This window comes from Nocardia sp. NPDC041819, assembly GCF_055590505.1.
In genome coordinates this window covers 62,857-82,661 of record NZ_JBVJAP010000005.1, presented here as the reverse complement: position 1 = coordinate 82,661, position 19,805 = coordinate 62,857, and the positions used below count along the sequence as shown (strand labels likewise).

Annotated in this window: 21 protein-coding genes; 8 read left to right on the top strand and 13 right to left on the bottom strand. The window is 67.7% G+C overall.

The annotated features are described in order from the left end of the window. Positions 1 to 213 precede the first annotated feature (213 nt). A complete protein-coding gene (locus tag ACZ6DL_RS17320) occupies positions 214 to 816 on the bottom strand; it encodes a TetR/AcrR family transcriptional regulator (RefSeq protein WP_466052145.1) in 603 nt (200 codons plus the stop codon). A gap of 131 nt (positions 817 to 947) precedes the next feature. On the opposite strand from ACZ6DL_RS17320, the gene ACZ6DL_RS17315 reads away from it, so the two are divergent. Beyond that, positions 948 to 1,400 carry an anti-sigma factor antagonist gene (locus ACZ6DL_RS17315; protein ID WP_393237029.1) on the top strand — a complete coding sequence of 151 codons (453 nt, stop codon included), beginning with the start codon at positions 948 to 950 and terminating at the stop codon, positions 1,398 to 1,400. 51 nt (positions 1,401 to 1,451) lie between these two features. On the opposite strand, the gene ACZ6DL_RS17310 is transcribed toward ACZ6DL_RS17315, so the two are convergent. Then, a complete protein-coding gene (locus ACZ6DL_RS17310) occupies positions 1,452 to 1,985 on the bottom strand; it encodes a MarR family winged helix-turn-helix transcriptional regulator (RefSeq protein ID WP_466052143.1) in 534 nt (177 codons plus the stop codon). A 58-nt stretch (positions 1,986 to 2,043) separates the two neighbouring features. On the opposite strand from ACZ6DL_RS17310, the gene ACZ6DL_RS17305 reads away from it, so the two are divergent. The 3 genes from ACZ6DL_RS17305 to ACZ6DL_RS17295 all read left to right on the top strand — a co-directional run bounded on the left by ACZ6DL_RS17305 (position 2,044) and on the right by ACZ6DL_RS17295 (position 5,090). Then, a complete protein-coding gene (locus ACZ6DL_RS17305; RefSeq protein ID WP_466052141.1) occupies positions 2,044 to 2,769 on the top strand; it encodes an SDR family NAD(P)-dependent oxidoreductase in 726 nt (241 codons plus the stop codon). A gap of 420 nt (positions 2,770 to 3,189) precedes the next feature. After that, entirely contained in the window at positions 3,190 to 4,020 is an 831-nt protein-coding gene (locus ACZ6DL_RS17300; protein WP_466052139.1) for a DUF1684 domain-containing protein, read from the top strand. Further along, entirely contained in the window at positions 4,017 to 5,090 is a 1,074-nt protein-coding gene (locus ACZ6DL_RS17295) for an LLM class flavin-dependent oxidoreductase (RefSeq protein WP_466052138.1), read from the top strand. The genes ACZ6DL_RS17300 and ACZ6DL_RS17295 overlap by 4 nt, the downstream gene beginning before the upstream one ends. Before the next feature lie 17 nt (positions 5,091 to 5,107). Here the strand turns inward: ACZ6DL_RS17295 and ACZ6DL_RS17290 are convergent, their stop codons facing one another. The 8 genes from ACZ6DL_RS17290 to ACZ6DL_RS17255 form a co-directional block, all read right to left on the bottom strand. Beyond that, positions 5,108 to 6,169, bottom strand: coding sequence for an alpha/beta hydrolase (locus ACZ6DL_RS17290; RefSeq protein WP_466052136.1), 1,062 nt, complete (start codon positions 6,167 to 6,169; stop codon positions 5,108 to 5,110). A 181-nt stretch (positions 6,170 to 6,350) separates the two neighbouring features. After that, positions 6,351 to 6,836, bottom strand: coding sequence for a DUF2505 domain-containing protein (locus tag ACZ6DL_RS17285; protein ID WP_466052134.1), 486 nt, complete (start codon positions 6,834 to 6,836; stop codon positions 6,351 to 6,353). Between the two features lie 321 nt (positions 6,837 to 7,157). Continuing rightward, positions 7,158 to 7,328 (bottom strand): hypothetical protein, encoded by a 171-nt coding sequence (locus ACZ6DL_RS17280; RefSeq protein WP_466052132.1) that lies wholly within the window; start codon positions 7,326 to 7,328, stop codon positions 7,158 to 7,160. A 38-nt stretch (positions 7,329 to 7,366) separates the two neighbouring features. Continuing rightward, complete coding sequence (locus ACZ6DL_RS17275) at positions 7,367 to 8,005, bottom strand: TetR/AcrR family transcriptional regulator (RefSeq protein ID WP_466052130.1); 639 nt, start codon at positions 8,003 to 8,005, stop codon at positions 7,367 to 7,369. Between the two features lie 104 nt (positions 8,006 to 8,109). Beyond that, complete coding sequence (locus ACZ6DL_RS17270) at positions 8,110 to 9,342, bottom strand: lipase family protein (RefSeq protein ID WP_466052128.1); 1,233 nt, start codon at positions 9,340 to 9,342, stop codon at positions 8,110 to 8,112. Positions 9,343 to 9,483: 141 nt separating this feature from the next. Next, entirely contained in the window at positions 9,484 to 10,749 is a 1,266-nt protein-coding gene (locus tag ACZ6DL_RS17265) for a lipase family protein (protein ID WP_466052126.1), read from the bottom strand. 227 nt (positions 10,750 to 10,976) lie between these two features. Beyond that, positions 10,977 to 11,327 carry a hypothetical protein gene (locus ACZ6DL_RS17260; RefSeq protein ID WP_466052124.1) on the bottom strand — a complete coding sequence of 117 codons (351 nt, stop codon included), beginning with the start codon at positions 11,325 to 11,327 and terminating at the stop codon, positions 10,977 to 10,979. A 119-nt stretch (positions 11,328 to 11,446) separates the two neighbouring features. Continuing rightward, entirely contained in the window at positions 11,447 to 11,653 is a 207-nt protein-coding gene (locus ACZ6DL_RS17255; protein WP_466052122.1) for a hypothetical protein, read from the bottom strand. A gap of 144 nt (positions 11,654 to 11,797) precedes the next feature. Between ACZ6DL_RS17255 and ACZ6DL_RS17250 the strand changes: the two genes are divergently transcribed. Further along, on the top strand, positions 11,798 to 12,469 hold the full coding sequence (locus ACZ6DL_RS17250; RefSeq protein WP_466052120.1) for a cyclase family protein: 672 nt from the start codon (positions 11,798 to 11,800) through the stop codon (positions 12,467 to 12,469). A gap of 54 nt (positions 12,470 to 12,523) precedes the next feature. Here ACZ6DL_RS17250 and ACZ6DL_RS17245 read toward each other — a convergent pair whose 3' ends face one another. Beyond that, a complete protein-coding gene (locus ACZ6DL_RS17245) occupies positions 12,524 to 13,390 on the bottom strand; it encodes a crotonase/enoyl-CoA hydratase family protein (RefSeq protein WP_466052118.1) in 867 nt (288 codons plus the stop codon). 238 nt (positions 13,391 to 13,628) lie between these two features. Here ACZ6DL_RS17245 and ACZ6DL_RS17240 point away from each other — a divergent pair, with 238 nt between their 5' ends. Next, positions 13,629 to 14,390 (top strand): 3-hydroxyacyl-CoA dehydrogenase, encoded by a 762-nt coding sequence (locus tag ACZ6DL_RS17240; RefSeq protein ID WP_391469871.1) that lies wholly within the window; start codon positions 13,629 to 13,631, stop codon positions 14,388 to 14,390. A 53-nt stretch (positions 14,391 to 14,443) separates the two neighbouring features. Here the strand turns inward: ACZ6DL_RS17240 and ACZ6DL_RS17235 are convergent, their stop codons facing one another. Both ACZ6DL_RS17235 and ACZ6DL_RS17230 read right to left on the bottom strand, forming a co-directional pair. Continuing rightward, on the bottom strand, positions 14,444 to 15,388 hold the full coding sequence (locus ACZ6DL_RS17235) for a hypothetical protein (RefSeq protein WP_466052116.1): 945 nt from the start codon (positions 15,386 to 15,388) through the stop codon (positions 14,444 to 14,446). Between the two features lie 99 nt (positions 15,389 to 15,487). Continuing rightward, on the bottom strand, positions 15,488 to 16,249 hold the full coding sequence (locus ACZ6DL_RS17230; protein WP_391469869.1) for a bestrophin-like domain: 762 nt from the start codon (positions 16,247 to 16,249) through the stop codon (positions 15,488 to 15,490). A gap of 705 nt (positions 16,250 to 16,954) precedes the next feature. Between ACZ6DL_RS17230 and ACZ6DL_RS17225 the strand changes: the two genes are divergently transcribed. Together ACZ6DL_RS17225 and ACZ6DL_RS17220 are read left to right on the top strand one after the other, a co-directional pair. Continuing rightward, positions 16,955 to 18,070, top strand: coding sequence for a hypothetical protein (locus ACZ6DL_RS17225; RefSeq protein WP_466052114.1), 1,116 nt, complete (start codon positions 16,955 to 16,957; stop codon positions 18,068 to 18,070). A 357-nt stretch (positions 18,071 to 18,427) separates the two neighbouring features. Beyond that, positions 18,428 to 19,699 carry a cytochrome P450 family protein gene (locus ACZ6DL_RS17220; RefSeq protein ID WP_466052682.1) on the top strand — a complete coding sequence of 424 codons (1,272 nt, stop codon included), beginning with the start codon at positions 18,428 to 18,430 and terminating at the stop codon, positions 19,697 to 19,699. The last annotated feature ends 106 nt before the right edge of the window (positions 19,700 to 19,805 follow it).

Below are 19,805 nucleotides of genomic sequence, written 5' to 3'. Positions count from 1 at the left end.
TGGGCTCTACTCACAACGGCGGTGGCGCTCGCGTGCCTCGGGCGCTGTCGACGCAGGCCTCGGCGCGCCGAAAGGATCAGCGGCACATTGCATCAGCGGCTCAGCTGGAGCAGGACCCGGTCGGAGGACCGGCGATCTCGAACCCGTGACGAGGTGGGGGAGCATCCCGCGCTGCCGGTGGTTGTGCGGCGGTCGGCCGATGCGCCCGCGTCGCTATGGCTCGACGGGGCGGTGCTGTTCGATGAGCATTCGCGCCATGAGCTTGGCGCGGTGGGCGGCCAGCAGATCTCCCTCGGCGGCGGAGATGATCGAGCCCTTCATCAGGATGTGCCAGGACCGGGCGAAATCGTCCGGGTCGCACAGTCCCGCCGCCTCGGCCCGGCCGCGCACGATGGCCCGGATATTGTCCAGGTATCCGATGCTGGCCTGCCCGGCCGGATGCGCGGCGCCGAGTTCGAGCAGCACGTTGATGAACGAGCAGCCGTCGAAATCCTCCCGTTTCTGGAACCAGTCGTGGAAGACGTCGAAAATCGCCAGCAACTGTTCTTCGGGTGTGTTGCCACGCGCCCGCGACTGGGTTTCGACCAGGCCGAGCGTCCACAGCTGCTCGCGACGCTGCAGCACGGCGAGCACGAGATCGTCCTTGGACGGAAAATGCCTGTACAGCGTTGCCTTGGCCACACCGGACAGCGCGATCACTTCGTCGGTGCCCACCGCTCGGATGCCGCGGCGCGTGAACAACGCGTAGGCGGTGCTGAGGATTCGCTCGCGCGCGGGTGCGGCGGATGCGGTGCGTGGAAGGTTCGGCGTTTCCATCTCCCTGTCACCATAGCGCTGTACAGACAGGCCTGTCTCTGTTAGTAAAGAGAGACAGGTCTGTCTTGAGGAATGCAGGATGGGCCCGACTGTCGAGCGCCCTAGGCGCGAAACGAATCGAGTGTGCCCATATGAGCACAGCACTGCACGGTCTCAGCAACCCCACCCAACCACCGGCCGATGAGCCGGAAGGCACCCTCCCCGGACTGAACGCGACCGTCGAACGTCGGGGCAACGCGGCCATCGTCCATGTTCACGGCGAGGTCGACGCCTACACTCTGCCGACGTGGCGCAAACTGCTGCGGGAGGTTGTCACAGCCACCGCGGCGCCGGGCCCCATCGTGATCGACACCGGCGGCCTCGGCTTCATGGCCTGCCGTTCCATGCTGGCCTTGGCCGAGGAGGCCGAGGCATGCAGGCTCCGGGATGTTCGGCTGTGCGTGGTCGGCAGTCCATTGGTGGTGACCCGCATCGTGGCCCTCCTCGACCTCGACGCTCTCCAGCCCATCTACGCCTGCGTCGAGGACGCCCTGGCCGGCTCCGTACCGAGCGGGGGCTCCTTGGGAGGCCGGGTCGCGGGATAGCGCGGGAGCCGGATCATGCCGAGTCCCGGCGGGCCGATGGCCCGCCGGGACTCAGCGCGATGGCATCCCCCCTCCGATGGATCGGACCGCGTCCGCGAGCGTGTGCAGGGCCGTGGTGAGTACGGCGCGTTGATCGGCGGGTAGCCGGTCGGTGAGCGTGGTCTCGTGGTCCAGCAGGGCGGGCACGACTCGCTCGGTGAGGCGGTGGCCTTCCGGGGTGAGGGTGACCAGGACACCGCGCCGGGTGGCCGAGGTGGGTGCCCGGGTGATCAATCCGGCCGTTTCCGCGCGCGTCAGGCGCTGGGAGATGGCGCCTGCTGTGACGAGGCTGCGGGCGGCGATCTGGCGGGTGGTCAGCTGGTAGGGCGGGCCGGACCGGCGCAGGGTGCTGAGCAGGTCGAGAGTGGATTCATCGATGCCCAAACGCTGGAGGGTGCGCTGCCGTTCGTCGGTGAGCAGCTTGGCGACTCGCCACAGCGGGGTGAGTATCTCGATCGACTCGGTCCGCGCGCCGGGCAGCTCCCGGCGCCATGCCGCGGCTATCTGAGTGGGGGACGGAATCTCGTCCCGCAGTTCGTGCGTCATTGCCGGAAGTGTCTCCCTTCGGTACATTTAGCGCTAAATATACCGAGAGGAGAAGAGAATGCGCGGAACGGTCGTCATCACCGGTGCGAGCGGGGGAATCGGGCGCCGGGTGGCGCAGCGATTCGCCGAAGGCGGTGCGGAGGTGGTGATCACCGGGCGCTCGCAGGAGCGGCTCCAGCAGACGGCACGTGAGCTCGGGGTGCGGGGGATCGTGTGCGATGCCGCGGTGCCATCGGCGGTGCAGCGGTTCGCCGAGTCGGTCGGGCCCGAAGTCGATGTGCTGGTGAACATGGCGGGCGGGAACACCGATCTCGCCGGCGGGGGCGCCGAAGAAGTGTCGTTGGAGGAGCTGGCCGCACAGTGGCAGGCGAACCTGTCGGCGAATCTGCTGAGCGCGGTGCTGACCACTTCGGCGCTGCGAGAACGGTTGCGGCCCGGCGGGGCGGTGATCAACGTCGGCTCGATCGGCGCGGAATACGCTGCGGGCTCCTACGGCGCCGCGAAGGCGGCGTTGGCGGCATGGTCGGCGGGATTGTCGGCGCAGCTGGCGCCGCGAGGCGTCACGGTGAATACGGTCGCCCCGGGGTATATCGAGAACACCGATTTCTTCCAGGGGCAGCTGAGCGAGCAACGACGCGCGTGGTTGATCGACTCCACGCACGACAAACGCGCGGGCGATCCGGACGATGTCGCCGGGTTGATCGAATTCCTGGCGTCGCCGCAGGCCCGGCACATCACGGGCCAGACGCTGCATGTCAACGGCGGTGCGCACACGACCAGATGATCGCGGCGTCCAGGCGGCTGGTTCTGCCGCCAGGTCCCACGGTGGTGCTGAACCGTTGCTGCCGTGAGACTCTCGGTGCGGATCGACGAGATCCCTCATGCCCGGCCCGAACCGACCAGCCGATCCCAGCGTTGCGTGAGAATGCCGTGGCGCGGAGTATCCGTGGCGGTGAGCACCGGTCCGGGCTGCGCACCGGGCCGGTGCGCAGCGGTTGTGTTCGCGCTGATCGCAATCCTGTGCGCGGGCGCGAGCACGCGATTGAATCAGGTATCACCGGCGTGCTTCGCTGCCCGATAGGAGCCGCCGACGCCTCGACCGGAGACGTGTCGGCCCCGGACTGCCGAGAGCGGCGCGACCGAGGCGCCGGTCTTCGACAGCGCCGACCCGGGAACAGGCAGAGCCTCAGACCAGGAGCACCACATGACAGCGCAGGCCACCGCCACAACTCCGACCGACGCCTTCGTCGCCGACTGGCAGGACTGGCACCGCACGCAGGAATCGCGACTTGCCGACCCGCACGGATTCCTGGCCATCACCGCGCTGCACTGGCTCACCGAAGAGCCACAACGATTCCCCGACGCGCCGGGCGCTTGGTCCACCGGCGCCGATGGCGTCACAGTGGTTCTCGACGACGGTGACGAGCTGGTGGTCGACGGGGTATCGGTGCGCGGTCGGCATGTCTTCGGCGCCATTCCCGAACGCGGTGGCGTGAACGCCGTGTGGGGTGAGGCGGTGATCGAGGTCGCCAAGCGCGGCGGGTACGACATCGTTCGCCCGCGGCATCCGGACAACCCGCTGCGCACGGCATTTCACGGCACGCCCACCTACGCGCCGCACCCGAAGTGGGTGGTCGCCGGCCGCTATGTCGCCTTCCCCGAGCCGCGGCCGACCACGGTCGGCGCCGCTGTCGAAGGACTCGAACACGTTTATGACGCGCCGGGGCAGGTGGAGTTCGAGCTGGACGGCCGGGCGCTGCGCCTGACCGCCTTCCCCGGCAAGGATCCCGGCAGTCTGACCGTACTGTTCACCGACGAGACCTCGGGGGTCACCACTTACGCCGCCAATCGCGTCCTGCACCTGTCCCCGCCCGGCGACGACGGATCGGTGCAGCTGGACTTCAACCGATCCGCGAACCTGCCGTGCGCCTACACCGACCTGGCGACCTGCCCGTTGCCACCGGCGGAGAACCGCCTGCCGGTCGCGATCGAAGCCGGTGCGAAGCTCCCCTACGAGCGCGGCGGAACCCGATGAGCGACGCAACACCTGGGATCAGGACGTTGTCGTTCCTGACACCGGGCAACTACCCCGACGACGATCCCTACGCGGGGCTCGAGGACACGCTGCGGCTGTTCGAGTACGGCGAGAGTCTCGGCTTCGACGGTGCGTGGATCCGGCAGCGTCATCTCGAGCACGGCGTCGGGTCGGCCGCGGTGTTCCTGGCCGCCGCCGGTCAGCGCACCAGCCGAATCCAATTGGGCACGGCCGTGATTCCCATCGGTTACGAGAGCCCGTTCCGGCTGGCCGAGGATCTGTCACTGGCCGATGTGCTGTCGCGGGGCCGGTTGCAAGCCGGCTTCAGCGCGGGCACGCCGCCGCATGCCGACCTGATCGGCGACCTGGTCTTCGACGGAGACTGGCGCTCCTACGATCTGTCCTATGGACGGATCACCAGGCTGATCGAGAACCTGCGCGGTGACTTTCTCGGTGCCGCGGGCACGGTGATCCACTCGCCGGGCAACACCCAGCGTCCCCGGCTGCAGCCGCACAATCCCGGCTTGATCGATCGGCTCTGGTACGGCGGGGCGAGCATCCGTTCGGTCCGCTGGGCGGGGGAGAGCGGGCTGAATCTGCTGACGGGGAACATCGTCTTCGGCGACCGCAGCGACGATTTCGGCACCACCCAATCGAGCTTGCTCGGCGAGTACCGCCGACTGGTGGATCCCGCCCGGCCCGGCCGGGTCGCGGTAGGGCGGGTGATCGTCCCGTTCGACAGCGCCGACCGCGCGACTCGCGAGCGGTATCGGCAGTACGCGGCGAGCAGGTACGAGCGCACCCTGGCGCCGCAAGGGGAGCGGCGTGTCCTGTTCGCCCCGGACCTGGTCGGCCCAGCCGAGGAGATCATCGACCGGCTGCGGGCCGATCCGGTGCTCGCGCAGACGTCGGAGCTGCGGCTGGAGCTGCCCTACGAGTTCCGCCGTGCCGACTACGAACAGATCTTGCACGACACCGTGGAGCTGATCGCCCCGGCCCTGGGGCATCGGCCCGCGCCGATCCGCTCCGGCGCCGAGCACGACACCGGGGAGGTGGCCGCGCCCGCTTGATCCGAGCGCCGGTCGCTTCAGGCCGTGCCGAGTGCGGCGGCGAACCCGGGCCACGAGCTGTGCAGGTCTTCCTGCCAGTACGACCAGGAATGGGTGCCGTTGCCGCGCAGCTCGAAGGTGGCGGGAATGGCCAGTTGATCCAGCCTTTCGCGCAGCTGACGGGTGCAGCGTTCGGCGAATGTCTCCAGGGCGCCGCCGATGAGGAGCTGGTCGATCAGCTTGCCGGGGCTGTGCTCGATCCCGGCACTGTCGAGGGTGTCGTACGGACCGGGCGCGCCGGTCCCGCTCGCGACATAGATCGCGGTACCGCGCAGCTCGTCCGCGTGCAGATACGGGTCGTTGGCCGCCCAGGCGGGATCCGTCGGCGGACCCCACATGTTCACCACGTTGCCGCGGCGCCCACCCACCACCGCGCTCACGATCACTTGACCCTGCGGATCGCTGGTGCGCACACACCCGGAATACGAGCCGATGGCTCGATACAACCCCGGTGCGGCCAAGGCCAGCTGGAACACCGACGTGCCCGCCATCGAGATGCCCGCGATCGCGTTCGCCCCGTTGCCCCCGAACTCCGCGTCCACGATCGGCGGCAGTTCCCGAGTCAGGAACGTGGCCCACCGCTGCCGCCCCAGCATCGGATCATCCGCACGCCAGTCCGTGAAATAGGAACTCGCGCCGCCGAACGGGATCACCACGTTGACTTGCTTGTCCTGGAAGAATTCCACCACATCCGTGCGGCTGAGCCAGTTCCCGTCAGCACCGCCGTCGATCCCGTTCAGCAGGTACAGGGTGGGCGCGGGAACCGATCCGTCGGCGGCAGGCAGGACACGGACGGTCACCTCGTTCGCCATCGCGGCGGAGTGGACCGTCAGCTCCACCAACCGTCCCGGGCCCGATGTCGCACCGGCGATATGCGGTCGATCGGGGGGCATGCCGATCGGTGACGGGAGTTCCGGTTGGGCGCTCACCGGCCCGGCCGCACCGGTCGCGAACCCGAGGACGACGATGCTCAGCGCCGCCACCAGCCGCGCGGTCCGCGCCGCGCCACGGGGGTAGGACGGCGGGGCAAGGGAATTCACACACGGCCTTCCTGGGGAGGCTGGACGAAACAGGCCCACGGTAGGCCGCGGATGCCTCGGCGGGCAAGGCGGCGTCGCGCTTGTTGGGGGTGATGGCCACTGCGCCCGCGGCCTCGCTGGGAACGGCCACAAAACGCCATGGCCTGGACCGAGCCACGAACGCCGCCGCCGATAGCCACGGTCAGTGGTCGGTGATCCAGGTGTCGGTGAACTCCGCCTCCGTGGCCAGCATGTCGAGTAGCCGGGTCACGATGGCTGCCTCGATCTTCTTGCCGAACAACGGGATACCGACTTCGGCGGCACCGGCCACCACCGCCTCGGCCGCTGTGTCGCTCTCGGTGAGCCGGACGGTGCCGCTCACCTGGGCGGGCACACCTTCGACGCGGGCCTCGAAACTGCCGCCCTCGCGCGTGTAGGTCTCGCAGCGGGTGATGACCAGGCCCTCGGGCCGCACCGCGGTGATGGCGCTGGGCAGCTCCGCCGCCGGAACGGTCTGCACCATCCGCACGTGCAGGCGGTCCTCGGCGGCGTCGAACTCGACGAGCTGTGCGTCGGCCCCGCCGACCTCCTCGATGCGGTCTTTCCAGTACTGCTCGTCGGCCAGCGCCGCACGAAGCGCGTCGGCCGAATGGGAGTAGGTGGCCGTATACGCCAGGGGGGTCGCCATACCGGCACACGCTACCTGCTGCCACGCCCTTCACCGCCGGTGAACCGCCGACACCGCCGCGCCGGAAACGCGCTGAAACGCCCTGGGAAACAAAAGGTTCGGCAGCAGGCGCTACCAGCTCGATGTCCGTGGTCCGGTCGAGGACGAGGGATCGCGATCCACCGTGCCGCCGGGGGCAGCGGGAGCAGCAACAGCCGGCAGGCGCCACGCCGCTTGCAGCCCCCACCGTAGACGGCGAACTCGAGGTGATGCCGCTGCTTCAGCTCGAAGCCGACCATGCGCCGGACGCCGGGATGCACGACCTCGGCCCGATGCCGGATCCTAGGGGAGCTTTCCCGACCGCGCGGCCAGCTCCAGCCCAGAAAACCCCTCGCGCAGCAGTTGATACGCGGCTTCCTTCTCCTCCGGGCGCAGCACCGTGCCCGTGCAGTAGGTGAAGGTGTTGAGCGCGACGAACGATGGTCCGCTTCGACCAGGGGGGATCTGTTTCATCTGCGCCTTGGGGCCAGAACCAGCCCCGGCGGCGGCGGTCAATCGGTTCCAGATGTGGTATCGACGCTGGCCCCGAGATCGTAGACGACCGCTTCGAGCGCGGCGCGAAGTACGGTCTCGGCCAGTCTGGTGCTGACCACCAACACTTGGCGGGCAATAAAGCCATCGAGCAGAGCCACGATCGCTTCGACTGCTCCTGCGGTCGCCTCGATGCCCGAGGTGGAGGACATGTACCGGTTCGCCAGCTCGGTGAACTGTCCTCGGTGAGTATCGAAGACCGCTCGCAGTTCTGGGTCGTGTTGGGCCTCGCCCAGTAAGTGATGGCGCGCGACGACGCGGCCTCTGGCCGCAGGTGTCGTCATCGCGGCGAGGAACCCGAGCATGCGGTCGATGCCCTCTTCCACGGTGAGGGTCGGCTGTGCCTCTGCGGGGGTGAACCACTGCGCAGCGACAGCGAAGTCCTGGGCGAACAGTGCCTCGAGCGCGAGTCGAAAAAGCCGAGCGCGCGTGGGAGCGTAATAGTTGACCGAGCCCGGCGGCAGCCCCGCGGCAGCATCCACGGCGCGGTGGCTGAACCCGCGCGGACCGTGATCGCCCAGAACCGTCAGCGCCGCGGCCGCCAAATCGGAGCGGCGGGTTGACCCAGCCTGGTTGGGATCGGGCTGCGCACGGTTCATGTGCGGCGAGCATAGTCGCGCGGGCGTGCGCGACCACCGCTGTCCAAGCCGCGTCGAGCGGCCATGAACTCGCACACGTCACTCTGATGTAACAGGGCTCGACATCAAGCGCAGTTTCCCGTGTCAGGCAAGCCCGCGAGCCTGTCGGTCAGCCATTGTTGCGCCTGGGCGAATTCGAAGTGCTGGGGACTGAGGTGGCCCACGCCGGAGCGAGGTGCGATGTCAGGGATGAGCTGGGGCATGAATCGTATGTTGCCGCCGATTCGGCACCAGTCACGGGCTAATTGTTCAGCTTGCGGATAGGGCACGATGTCGTCGGAAGTGGCGCTGTCGAGCCAGAAGGAACCCGCAGGGCGGGTGAATCCGAGCTTGTTCTCCGCCAAAACGTAATCGACGTCGGGTGTTCTCCGGATGATATCGAGCACAGACTCACCGGTGGTCGAGTATTCCGACGAGGAATGCAAGCCGTATTGGGCCGCGGTCTGGAACAGGCACTGCTCGGCGACGTCGGCGAGCATCTTCTTACCTTCGTCGTTGAGATAGCGATCGACGATAGGGCCCATTTCCGGGTAGACGTCACGGAAACCGTTGATCGCGTAGCCCACTGCGCCGCTGAGGATCGACCCGTCGATGCGCCCGAGGGTGTCGGCGAGGTCAGCGGGCACGGCCCCGGCATAGGTGCCTGTAATCCGCAGGTTGGGGGCGTAGGCCGAAGCCATTTCCGCCGCCGCTGCCGCAGCGCCGCCACCCTGGGAATAGCCCCAGAACCCGACCGCGCTGGCACCGGTGGTGCCGGTGTCGAGGCCACGCATCACGGCCTGCACCGCATCCAACACCGCGGCTCCTTGCGCGTATCGATTGACATAGGGATGGGCTCCTGGTGTGCCCAATCCCTGGTAGTCGGTCATCACGATGTTGATTCCGCGCGCGAGCAACTCCGACGTCAGTTTCATCTCGTACTGGGCGACTACCAGCCCTGGTGCACCTGGATCGAGGAGGTTCTGCAGGAATTTCGAGGGCGCACACTGATCACCCTGCCCCACAGTGCCCGGTCCGATCGCTACGATCGGGCGATCCTCACCACCGGGCCAGGGGACATGACTTTGGAAGAACGTGCCGCTGACCGCGACGATATCGCGGGTGCGCGGTGCGGTGCTCCAGTACAGGATTCGATGTGCGTCCAGGGGCAACGGCTGCCCCGCCCACCCCACCGTCAGCGGCTCGGAGCGGATGAGGTCGCCCGGCACGGCCCGATGGGCGCTGGGCGGCAGGTAGAAGTCAGCGGCCGGATCCGCATTTGACGGAGCGACCTGCTGCGAGGACAACAGGGCGGCCACCCCCGCGATCACGGCAAGCGATCGACACAAGGCTCGGGAGACCGGCCAGGCCGATCGCCGCGCAGTGGTCTCGCGGGCATCGGCGGGCCGGATAGGGCCGATCTCAGCGACAGCACATCGTTGGGGTAGCCATCGGTGTCGTCAACAGGTGGAGCGTGTCGGCTCGCCGGCGAAACGGGCGGCCATCCATTTCGCAGCGACGAAGGACCCCTCGACGTCGGGGATGACGTGGCCTGCCCCGAAGCCGGGCGCGATCACGGGCAAGTCGACGATCTGGAGTTCGACATCGGCTCCGCGCGCGCACCAGTCGCGGGTGAGTTGCACGACCTGGTCGTGGGGGACGATGTCGTCGGTGGTGTTGGTGTAGACCAATGTCGGGGTGGTCGGAGCGATCGTGCCGATCTGGTTGCGGGCAAGGACGTGCTGGGCTTGGGGAAGCTCGGTGAGTATCTCGGCCAGCGGGCGGCCGGATATGGTCCATTCGCTTGTTCGGTGGAATCCCAGCGTCGCCATCATCTCGAAGGTGCACTGCTGTGCTGCTTGCCGCAGTGCGTCGCGGCCGGCCTCGTTGACCTGGGAATCGATCAGGTCACCGAGGTCTGGGTCGGAGTAGCGCAGTCCGTTGATCGTCCAGGCGACGGCGCCGGTGAAGCTGCCGCCGTCGATCTGGCGCACAGTGGCGAACAGATCTGCCGGGGGCGCCCCGACGTAGGCGCCCGCCACGTCGATCTCGGGGGCGTAGGTAGGGGCGAGCTCGGCTGCGGCTGCTGAAGCGCCACCGCCTTGGGAGTACCCCCACAGCCCCACCGGTCCGTCCGGGGAGATCGAGGTGTTGGGTAGCGCTCGCGCGGCACGGACCGAATCGAGAACAGCGTGGGCTTCGGAGATTCGGTTGACGTAGGTGTGTACTCCGGGTCCGCCGAGTCCTTCGTAGTCGGTGATCACCACCGCGTATCCACTGGCCAACAGGGTGTAGATCGCGGTGGTCTCGTATTCGAACATCATCCCCAGCGGTGGGCGATAGCTCAGGGGTGTGTCGAACAGTCTCGACGGGGCGCACTGGGGGCCCTGGCCGTGTGTGCCGACGGCGAAGGCGACCAGCGGTCTGGGTCCTGGCCCCGGCCACGGAGCGGAGGGATCGATATAGGTGCCGGTGACGGCGTCGGCGTTGCCGTGGGAATCGGTGCTGCGATACATCAGCCGGGTCGCTGTCCCGGGAAACGGCGCGTCGGTGCTGGGAATCGTCAACGCCAACGCCGAAGGCTCGCTGCGGATGAGGGACCCGGGCTCGGCGGGCAATAACACTGGCGCGGAGTAGAACTCGGGGTTTCCCGGATCCGCCTGCACACTGGGCCCGAGCGCGGCCACCACCGCAGCCGTCATCACTACCGCCGCGGTTCGACGCATCCTGAACTCTCCTGTTGTCGCGCGAATCGACGCTCGCGCCCCGCGCAAACGCAGCCCGCTGCATGAGTCGCCCCGGCGGTGAGCCTCGATGTCCTCTCGGCCTCGGCGTGGTCCAGATCGTCGCGCGGGCTTCCCTCGACCAGCTGGACCAGCACGAATGGCCGATCAACGCTGACGATAGGTGGCCGTGGTAGCTATCGACTTGTTCCTTGTCTGCTCTGGAGTTCTCACAACCGCGGGGTCTGGGCTATTGGCGCATGCCCCCAAAGGTGAGGCGTATGCGGCGATTCGTCGAGACCGGTCGTTCGTCCAGTATTTCGGCGAGGGTAAGAACCGCCGCCGCGGTCCATGCCTGACGCGGCACCCGCGCAAGAAACGAAGAGCAGAAACGAACGCAGACACCGCACTCCGGTCGGATCGATGACGATCTCGTATTCGGTGCTGTCCAGCACGTCGATCCTCACCACCGTGGTGCCATTCTCGTCCGTCGCGACGATCCGGCCGTCGATCATCCGAGCTACGCCGTCGGCGAACTGCTGGATGGCATTCCTGGCGAATACGGCTGCCTCAGCGTTCACTATGTCTTGGAACTCGGCCGTGACCGGCGCGACGCCCGCTTGATCCGGGATGCGAAGTAGATGTTCAGCGTCGTCATCGACGAGGGCGCGATCTCATCGGCCGGCCGCGGCGGCAGCCTTCAAGGGAAGCGCATCAGTTGCCGGGAGAGCGTGAACAGACGGCGGGCGAGTTTGATGACCGGAATGCCCAGTGGAAGCAAGAGGATCGTCACGCACAGCACCGCGCCGACGAGCCACAGCACAGCGGCGACCAGCCCCAGTACCGTGCCGAGCACGGCGGTGAGGATCCCCAGTATCGGACCGAGTAGACCCTGTAGCAGTCGCATGATGACCTTCCGGTTTCCATTCTGCGCTTCTTCGGTTCCGTGCGCATCAGACGATTTCGACCGGCGAGTCCGAACGCGCCGGGGGTCCCTTCCGTGTCGTCGTGCTCCGGGCGACTCGGTGCCCTGCGCGGTACCGTCCCTGGTATGAGCCGAGCGATCGTGGAGCTGTCCCATCCTGTCTCGGACGGCATGCTCATCGATCCGAGCCTGCCCGCACCGCGTGTCACGACGGCTGTGGCACGTGACCGATCGCCGCTGATCGACATGAGCTACCACATCGCACGCGTGGACATGGTCGGCACCACGGGCACCTACATCGACGCGCCTTTCCATTTTCACGCCGGCGGGGCCGACATCGCCGAGCTGCCGTTGGAGCGGTTGTTCAATGTGCCGATCGTGATGATCCGCGCGTCGGGCCGCCGCGCGGTCGGGCCGGACGTGCTGGGCGATCCCGCGCGCTTGTGGGGCAAAGCGGTGCTCGTGCACACCGGTTGGTCGGCGAAATGGGGATCGTCCGCGTATCGAGAGCCCGGCCATCCTTTCCTGGTCGGGGAGGTCGCCGAGGCGCTGGTCGCCGCCAATGCGGCGCTGGTGGGAATCGACTCGTTCGACGTCGACGACACGTCCTTGCCTACGCGGCCGTGCCACCACACGCTGCTCGGTGCGGGCATTCCGATCATCGAGCAGATGACGAATCTGAACGCGGTCCCCGACACCGGCGCCAGGCTGGTCGCGCTGCCCGCGCCGGTGCGCGGGACGGGCTCGTTCCCGCTGCGCGCCGTGGCGTGGATCGAGCACGGCGCAGTGGGCGACTGAGGAACCTGTCGATTCGGTATCCGTGGTGGACCGGATTGCGCCTCGGATCGCCTTCTACCGCCGAGGATCTCGAGGCCGGAACGGCGGGACCGCCAGATCGTCGCCGAAGATGTCCGGGAGGTCGCGCTCGACGCTGTCGGGGAATCGGGCGGGCCGCTTCTCCAGGAAGGCCGTCACGCCTTCCCTGGCGTCGGCGGCGGCGCCCCGGTGGTAGATGCCGCGAGATTCGATGCGGTGGGCGATCATCGGGTGCTCGGCTCCGAGGTTGCGCCACAGCATCTGCCGCGACAGCGCCACCGACACGGGCGCGGAATGCTCGGTAACCCGGCGGGCGAGCGCGCGAGCCTCGTCGAGCAGTGTGTCCGCGGGATGCAGCGCGGAGAACAATCCCGCGTCGAGCGCTTCGTCCGCTTCGACGAGACGGCCCGAGTACACCCAGTCCAGCGCGGTCTGCATCGGCACCAGGCGGGGCAGGAACCAACTGGAACAGGACTCGGGAACGATGCCGCGGCGATTGAAGACGAACCCGATGCGGGCGTTGTCGGCGGCCAGCCGGAAGTCCGCCGCGAGCGTCATGGTGATGCCGACGCCGACGGCGGGTCCGTTGACGGCGGCGATGACGGGGTTGCGGGATTCGAATATGCGCAGGACGACTTCACCGCCGGTGTCCCGGAAGGATTCCGCGGCGTCCGCATCGCCCGCGACGAAGGTCTCCGCACCCGCCGACAGATCCGCGCCCGCGCAGAAGGCGCGTCCGGCGCCCGTGATGATCACCGCTCGAATTCGATCGTCGCGGTCGCAGGTGTCGAAGGCCTCGATCAACTCGGTCCCCATGGCGGTGGTGAACGCGTTGAGCTGCCGCGGGCGGTCGAGGGTGATGGTGGCGATGGCGTCGGAGACGTCCAGGCGAATATCGGCCATACCGGTCAGCTTGCCATCTCGCCGACATCCCTGCTCCTGCCGGGGGTTCGCACCGCCCGGGGCGGCGATAGTGTCGACTCGAATGAGAATGGCTGTTTACTTAGTGCGCCGTGGACGGTTAGCCTGTCGCCGTGTGCCGATTGGTCACGACACCTGGCTCCCCGTCCCGGGGCGGCAGCGGAAACCAGTCGGCCGGCGTTTCGCGCCGTTGTTCGGCAACCCGGAGAAGAGGAGTGGGATGGAGATCAGTAACGCGGTCGCGGCGGTGACCGGTGGTGCGTCGGGACTCGGCTTGGCGACCGTGCGGGAGCTGCACGGCAAGGGCGCGAAGGTCGTGATCGTCGACCTGCCGTCGTCCTCCGGCGAGGCCGTCGCCAAGGAACTCGGCGACGGCGTGGTCTTCGCCGCGGCCGACGTCACGAACGAAGAGCAGGTCACCGCCGCCCTCGACGCCGCGCAAGAGCTGGGCGACCTGCGCATCGCGGTGAACTGCGCGGGCATCGGCAATGCCATCAAGACCGTGGGCAAGAACGGGGCATTCCCGTTGGCGGACTTCACCAAGGTGATCAACGTCAACCTGGTGGGCACCTTCAACGTGATCCGGCTTGCCGCCGAACGGATCGCCGGGACCGATCCGGTGGGGGAGGAGCGGGGCGTCATCATCAACACCGCGTCGGTGGCGGCGTTCGACGGCCAGATCGGGCAGGCGGCGTACTCGGCATCCAAGGGCGGGATCGTAGGCCTGACCCTGCCGGTGGCGCGTGACCTCGCGGCGATCAAGATCCGGGTGGTGACCATCGCGCCCGGCCTGTTCCACACTCCGCTGTTCGCCACGCTGCCCGACGAGGCCATCGCCTCCCTGGGCGCGCAGGTCCCGCACCCCTCGCGACTGGGCGACCCGGCCGAATACGCCGCGCTCGCGCGGCACATCGTGGAGAACCCGATGCTCAACGGCGAGACCATCCGCCTCGACGGCGCCATCCGGATGGCGCCGCGCTGAGGTAGGTGCGCAAGGGCGTGAACCGGGCGAGTGCGGCCGTACCTCTCGCTCGGTCAGCGGGTTCGTTTGGGGCCGGGTGATATACGGATACCGACGACGGTGATGACCGTGACCACCAAGACCGTCATGAGCCTCATGAGGTTCCATACGGCAGGGTCTCGGGGCGGTTCGGCGGCTTGCACGTCCTTTCCCCGTGGACGGCTGGGTGGGGACGAGGGCAGCGCGGCGAGGGGGCGTTCGGCTTGGAGCGGTGTCTGTGTCGCGATGGCGGCCGGTGACGGAACGATACGGAATTCGGGGGCGGGCGGGCCGAGTTCGAGTGGGCTCATAGGCACCGGCGGCGGGGTGGGAAGCAGCAACAAGCAGGTCAGCAATGCGCTGCCGGAGAAGGCGCTGCCGATGCCTGCGCTGCCGAGGGCCGATCCGCTCGACCCCGTCCCGACGAGGCTCGATCCCGGGCCGATGAGGCTGGATCCGAGGGAGCCGAAGCCGCTGCCGGTCGCGAGCCCGAGCACGAGCAACGCGCTGCCCGTCGCGGCGCTGCCGGTGCATGCCGACTGGACGCTGCCCGTGTCGAGTTGCAGCGACTCGGCCGGACTACTCGCCGTGATGTCCGGGTGGGCCGTCGTGTCCGCCGCGCGGGATGCGCCGTCGTCGAGTTGCTCACGGCCGGTGGCGAGAAGCCCGCCACGAGCGCCACCGGTCTCGGCGCTGCCGCTTGCCGGACGACCGGCGCTGCCGGAAGGTAACCGAACCGGACCTAGAGCCAAAGCCCCACCGCTGGTTGCGCCCTCGGCATCGAGGCCCGAGGCACTGCCGGACGACGGGGTGCCTGCGTCGAGGCTGGAACCATTGCCCGGGAAGGTGCCCACGGGGTCGGAGCCGGGGGCTGCGCCCGAACTCCCCGTCGCCAGGTCGCCGAGGGGCAGCCAGGGCAGCGGATCGGCTGATGCTTCCAGCGGTCGAGCCGCGAGTGCCGCAAGGGTCAGCGGCAGCATCGCGGTGGCCAATCCTCGTGCCAACCGATGTGTTCGAGTTGCGTCACGGTTGCGTCGCATGTGCAGTCGCCTCGTCGTAGTCGAAACCGGGCCGGAAGGTCACGTGGTGTGCTGATACCGGGACAGAGCGAGTTCGAAGGCTTCCTTCGGGACCACGTTCCCACCGGAGAACGGCTCGTCGAGGTTGTAGATCGCCCGGATCACCACACCGACGATGGCGCCGAGCAGCGCGGTGGTCACGACACTGCGCTTGGTGATCTGCACCCCGGAGAGGACCACGCTGAACAGCAGGAGGACCGTGCAGATCCACATGGCCAGATAGAGGAAGCCGGGAACCCGGTAGCCGGCGTCCAGCGCACGGTCGGCGCGCGCTTGGGCCACGGCGTCGAGGCTGGTCAGGGCGCTGGTACGAAGCGTGTCGACCTCGGCGTCGGCGGTGTCCACCGCGGCCACCGCGTCGCGCAGGGCGTCGAGGGTGTTCTGGGTGGATTGACTGAGATGACCGTCGTCGGCCATGACGGTCCATTCCTCGGTGAGGACTTGCTCGGTGTAATCGCGCACCAGGCCTTGGATTCGCGTGTGGTCGGGCTCGGGCATTCCGTGCGCGGCCCAGTACGTATCGATGAGCGCCTTGGCTTCGGCGATGGTGTGGTTGCGCGCGTTGTCGTACTGCTGCCAGGCGATCACCACGATGAACGCCACCACCGCCATGAAGATCGTGTTGATCAGGTTGAGCACCAACGCGCCGACCGTGTCGTCGTCGGTCTGCCGCCAGGTCTTCGGATGTAGGCGATCGCCGGCCACGAAGACGACCACCGCGACGAGCGCGGTGAGAGCAGGCACGAGAAATTCGAAGGCCATGCGGGGACTCCGTTCTGTCTGAAAGGTTCTCGCGACCGCCGCGTCGGCGACGTTTTGCAGGTCTGTCGTACTACGGGGGTTGGTGCATGGGCGTATCGAGCACCGCCGGGCAAGCCGGATCCGGGCTCGGAGGGTGCACCGATCCTCAGTTGTTCTGCGTCGGTCCGCATCTCACCCGAGCGGGATCGTCTCGGAGCTGATCGTCCTCAGTCCTGCGGATCGGACCTGTGATCTCGCGAACTCGTCGAGACGCACATCAGGTATCGGTCAGCGGACGAGCCGGAACTGTCTCGACCCGAGCACTTCGATGGTCGTGCGTGGCCCTCACCCCCGAGATGGATTCCGAGACCGTCGACGATGGAGCTGTCGAGGGTCTGCGTTCGTTCGGATCGGATCAGTGGTGCACAGCAAATCGTTACGCGACACGGTGCCCGTGCGAACCGGGCGCCGTGGAAATCTTCTACCCAGCAGATCATTCTGGACGACATTGATGGTAGACCGCGAATCCGGCTGCGTGTGGCGAAATTTCGGAGATAGGTCATGGCAGTGCGGATGGCTGGAGAGGTCCCTGGCTTCTCCATAGCGTGGGAACATGAGGGATGCGTGATCGCAGCGGGGCCGTGTACGCTTTGCGCAGCTACCGATCGGCGTAACAGGACTGCCCTGGGTCGCGAAACCCGCGTCCGGACAACAGAAGAGCCACAGATGACCAGATTCGCGCATTATGTCGGCACCCTTCCTGCCGAACTGATGACGGGTGATCGTGCCGTCATGCAATGGTTTGCCGACCACAGCGAGGGACGGCCGGTCACGGCGGTGCCTTGCGACCTCGATCCGGACTGGATCTTCGACTACCTTCGTACGCGCAAGCAGCACGCCGACGTCTTCGAGATCGTCCGGGCGGGCGAGTACACCGACTACAGCGATTTCCCCAGCTACGGTGTGCGGCCCGGGTGCACGCTGGAGCCGCGGCACGTCTCGATGGACCGAGTCGAGCGCATCGGCCAGGTCGTGGACGCGTTCGAGAAGTTGCGCAGCGACCGGCCCGAGCTGGCCGGGACGAAAGTGCAGATAAGTCAACCGAACCCGCTGGACCTCGCGATGTTCGTCTTCGCGGGCGCCGCGGTCTCCGCTGGGCTCCCGGTCGGGCCCGCGGTGCGTGGTTCCCGGTTCGTGGTCGGTGCGCTGCGGCAGCTACCGGTGTTCACCGAAGCCGTATTGCAGGAGATGACCCAGGTCGTCGAGCGGTACGGCGACCGCGTCGTCTTTCAGGTGGAGTCGCCCATCGCGCTGCTGAGCATGGTCAAAGCCGAGCAACTACGTTCGCGATGGGCGCTGGCGCCGCTCGTCGCGCGGCAGCTCGCCGGTTTTCTCGGGCGGATGCACGCGGTCGGGGCGGAAGCGACCGTGCACCTGTGCTATGGCGACTATCAGCACAAGAGCCTGCTGACTCCGCGCAGTCTCTCCCCGGCGGTGAATTTGCTGCGTCGTACCGCACGGTTGCTGAACAAACAGGGGACGCCACTACCCCCGGTGCACATACCGTGCGCCTACGGGGCCGAACCGGCACCGCTGGATCCGCGGTTCTACGCACCGCTGCGCAAGCTCGACGCCGAGTGGAGAGTGATCGCCGGTGTCGTCTCCCCGGACTCCCGCGAGGACAGCGCCCGCGCGCTCGCTCTCTTCGAAGAGGCGGCCGGACGCGCGGCCTACGGTGTCGCCACCGCCTGCGGCCTCGGCCGATGCACCGTCGACGACGCGAGGCAGGCGGTCGCTACCACGGTCTCGTTGACCGGCGTCGGTGACCAACGCGAACCGTAATCCGCCCGGCGGTAGCCGGCGGCCGGTGACCGCGGGCGGCGTGCCGCGTCCTCCGCGCGCCGAGGACGAACTCGGGCAGGCCCGCGACCACCGTGCGCTGGTGTGCCGACCAGCGCCTCCGCCGAGGTATCGCCGTCGGATGCGTCGAATTGCGTTGTCGCGAACCCGCTCTCGCGTGTTCGCCGGAGCCGCCTTCGTCGGCGCCGCGACCGGAGCGTTGCTATGTTGCTAGCGTAGGCGGGTCGCCGAGCTCTGGATTACAGGTCTCGGCAGGCACGCGTACCGCTCACTGACCACGATCGTCGAATTGCTGTTCCATAACCTGGAGTCACGTTCTTGACCACACCACAGTCCCCGATGGCCGCGCCGCACACCACTGGAACCGGAGCGTGCCCCGTCCAGCACGGATCCCCGACGGAGACGGACGCGCCGCGCGTCGAGCTGTACACCAAGGAGTTCGTCGCGGACCCGCATCTCGCGTACCGGGAGATGCGCCGTAGGCACGGCTCGCTGGTCCCGATCGAGTTGGCGCCCGGTGTGCCTGCCACCCTGGTGATCGGCTACCAGACGGCGGTGCGCATCCTCAGCGATCCCGACCATTTCCCCGCCGATCCCCGCACGTGGCAGAAGACCATCCCCTCGGACTCGCCCGTGCGGCCGATGATGGAGTGGTATCCGGCCGCGCGGTACAACACCGGCCTCGCGCATGACCGCTATCGGCATGCGTCCGTCGACGCCATCGACGGGATCGATTTGTTCGACGTGCCGACTACGGTCGAGAAGCTCGCTGTCCCGCTGATCAATTCCTTCTGCGAAGCCGGGTCCGCCGACCTGGTGACCCAGTACGCGTTTCCGCTCGTTCTCGACGTCCTCAACGAGATGGTCGGTTGCCCGGGCGAGATCGGCGAGCGGGTCGCGACCGGCATGGCCGCCCGCTTCGACACCGTCCGGGGCCCCGAGGGCATGAAGATGGTCAAGGAAGCGTTGATGCAGCTCATCCGGCTCAAGCGCCGGGAACCCGGCGACGACGTCACCTCACGGCTGGCGCATCACACCACCGACCTCGATGACATCGAGATCTTCGCCCAGCTCATGAGCTTCTACGGTGCGGGTTTCGAAGCGCAGCGCAATCTGATCACCAACGCCGTGCTGCTGATGATCACCGACGACCGGTTCCGCTTCGGCGACGTCCTCGGCCGTAACCTGTCCACCACCGACGCTCTCGACGAGGTTTTGTTCAACGACCCGCCGATGGCGAACTTCTGCACGACGTATCCGCGGCAGCCGATCATGGTCGACGGTGTCTGGTTGCCCGCGGACCAGCCGGTCGTCATCAGCCTCGCCGGTTGCAACAACGACCCGGAGATCCGCGGGACCGACGAACCCGGCGGCAGCCGGATCGGCAACCGCTCCCATCTGGCATGGAGCGCGGGCCCGCACGCCTGCCCGGCCAAATCCGTCGCGTACATGACGGTGCAGAACGCCATCGATCAGCTGTTCGACGCCCTGCCCGAAATCCAATTGGCCAGGCCCAAGAACGAACTGCAATGGCGGCCGGGCCCGTTCCACCGGGCTCTGACGGCTTTGCCGGTCGTCTTCCCGAAGTCCGCGCCGGTGCGCATCGGATAGGACGGGTCGCGGCCGGCCACCGAACGGCCGACCCCGCGTGAGATGACAACGATGTGCCCGGGCTGTTCCTGGTCCATACTGGTGCGGCGACGGAAGCGGTCGACGA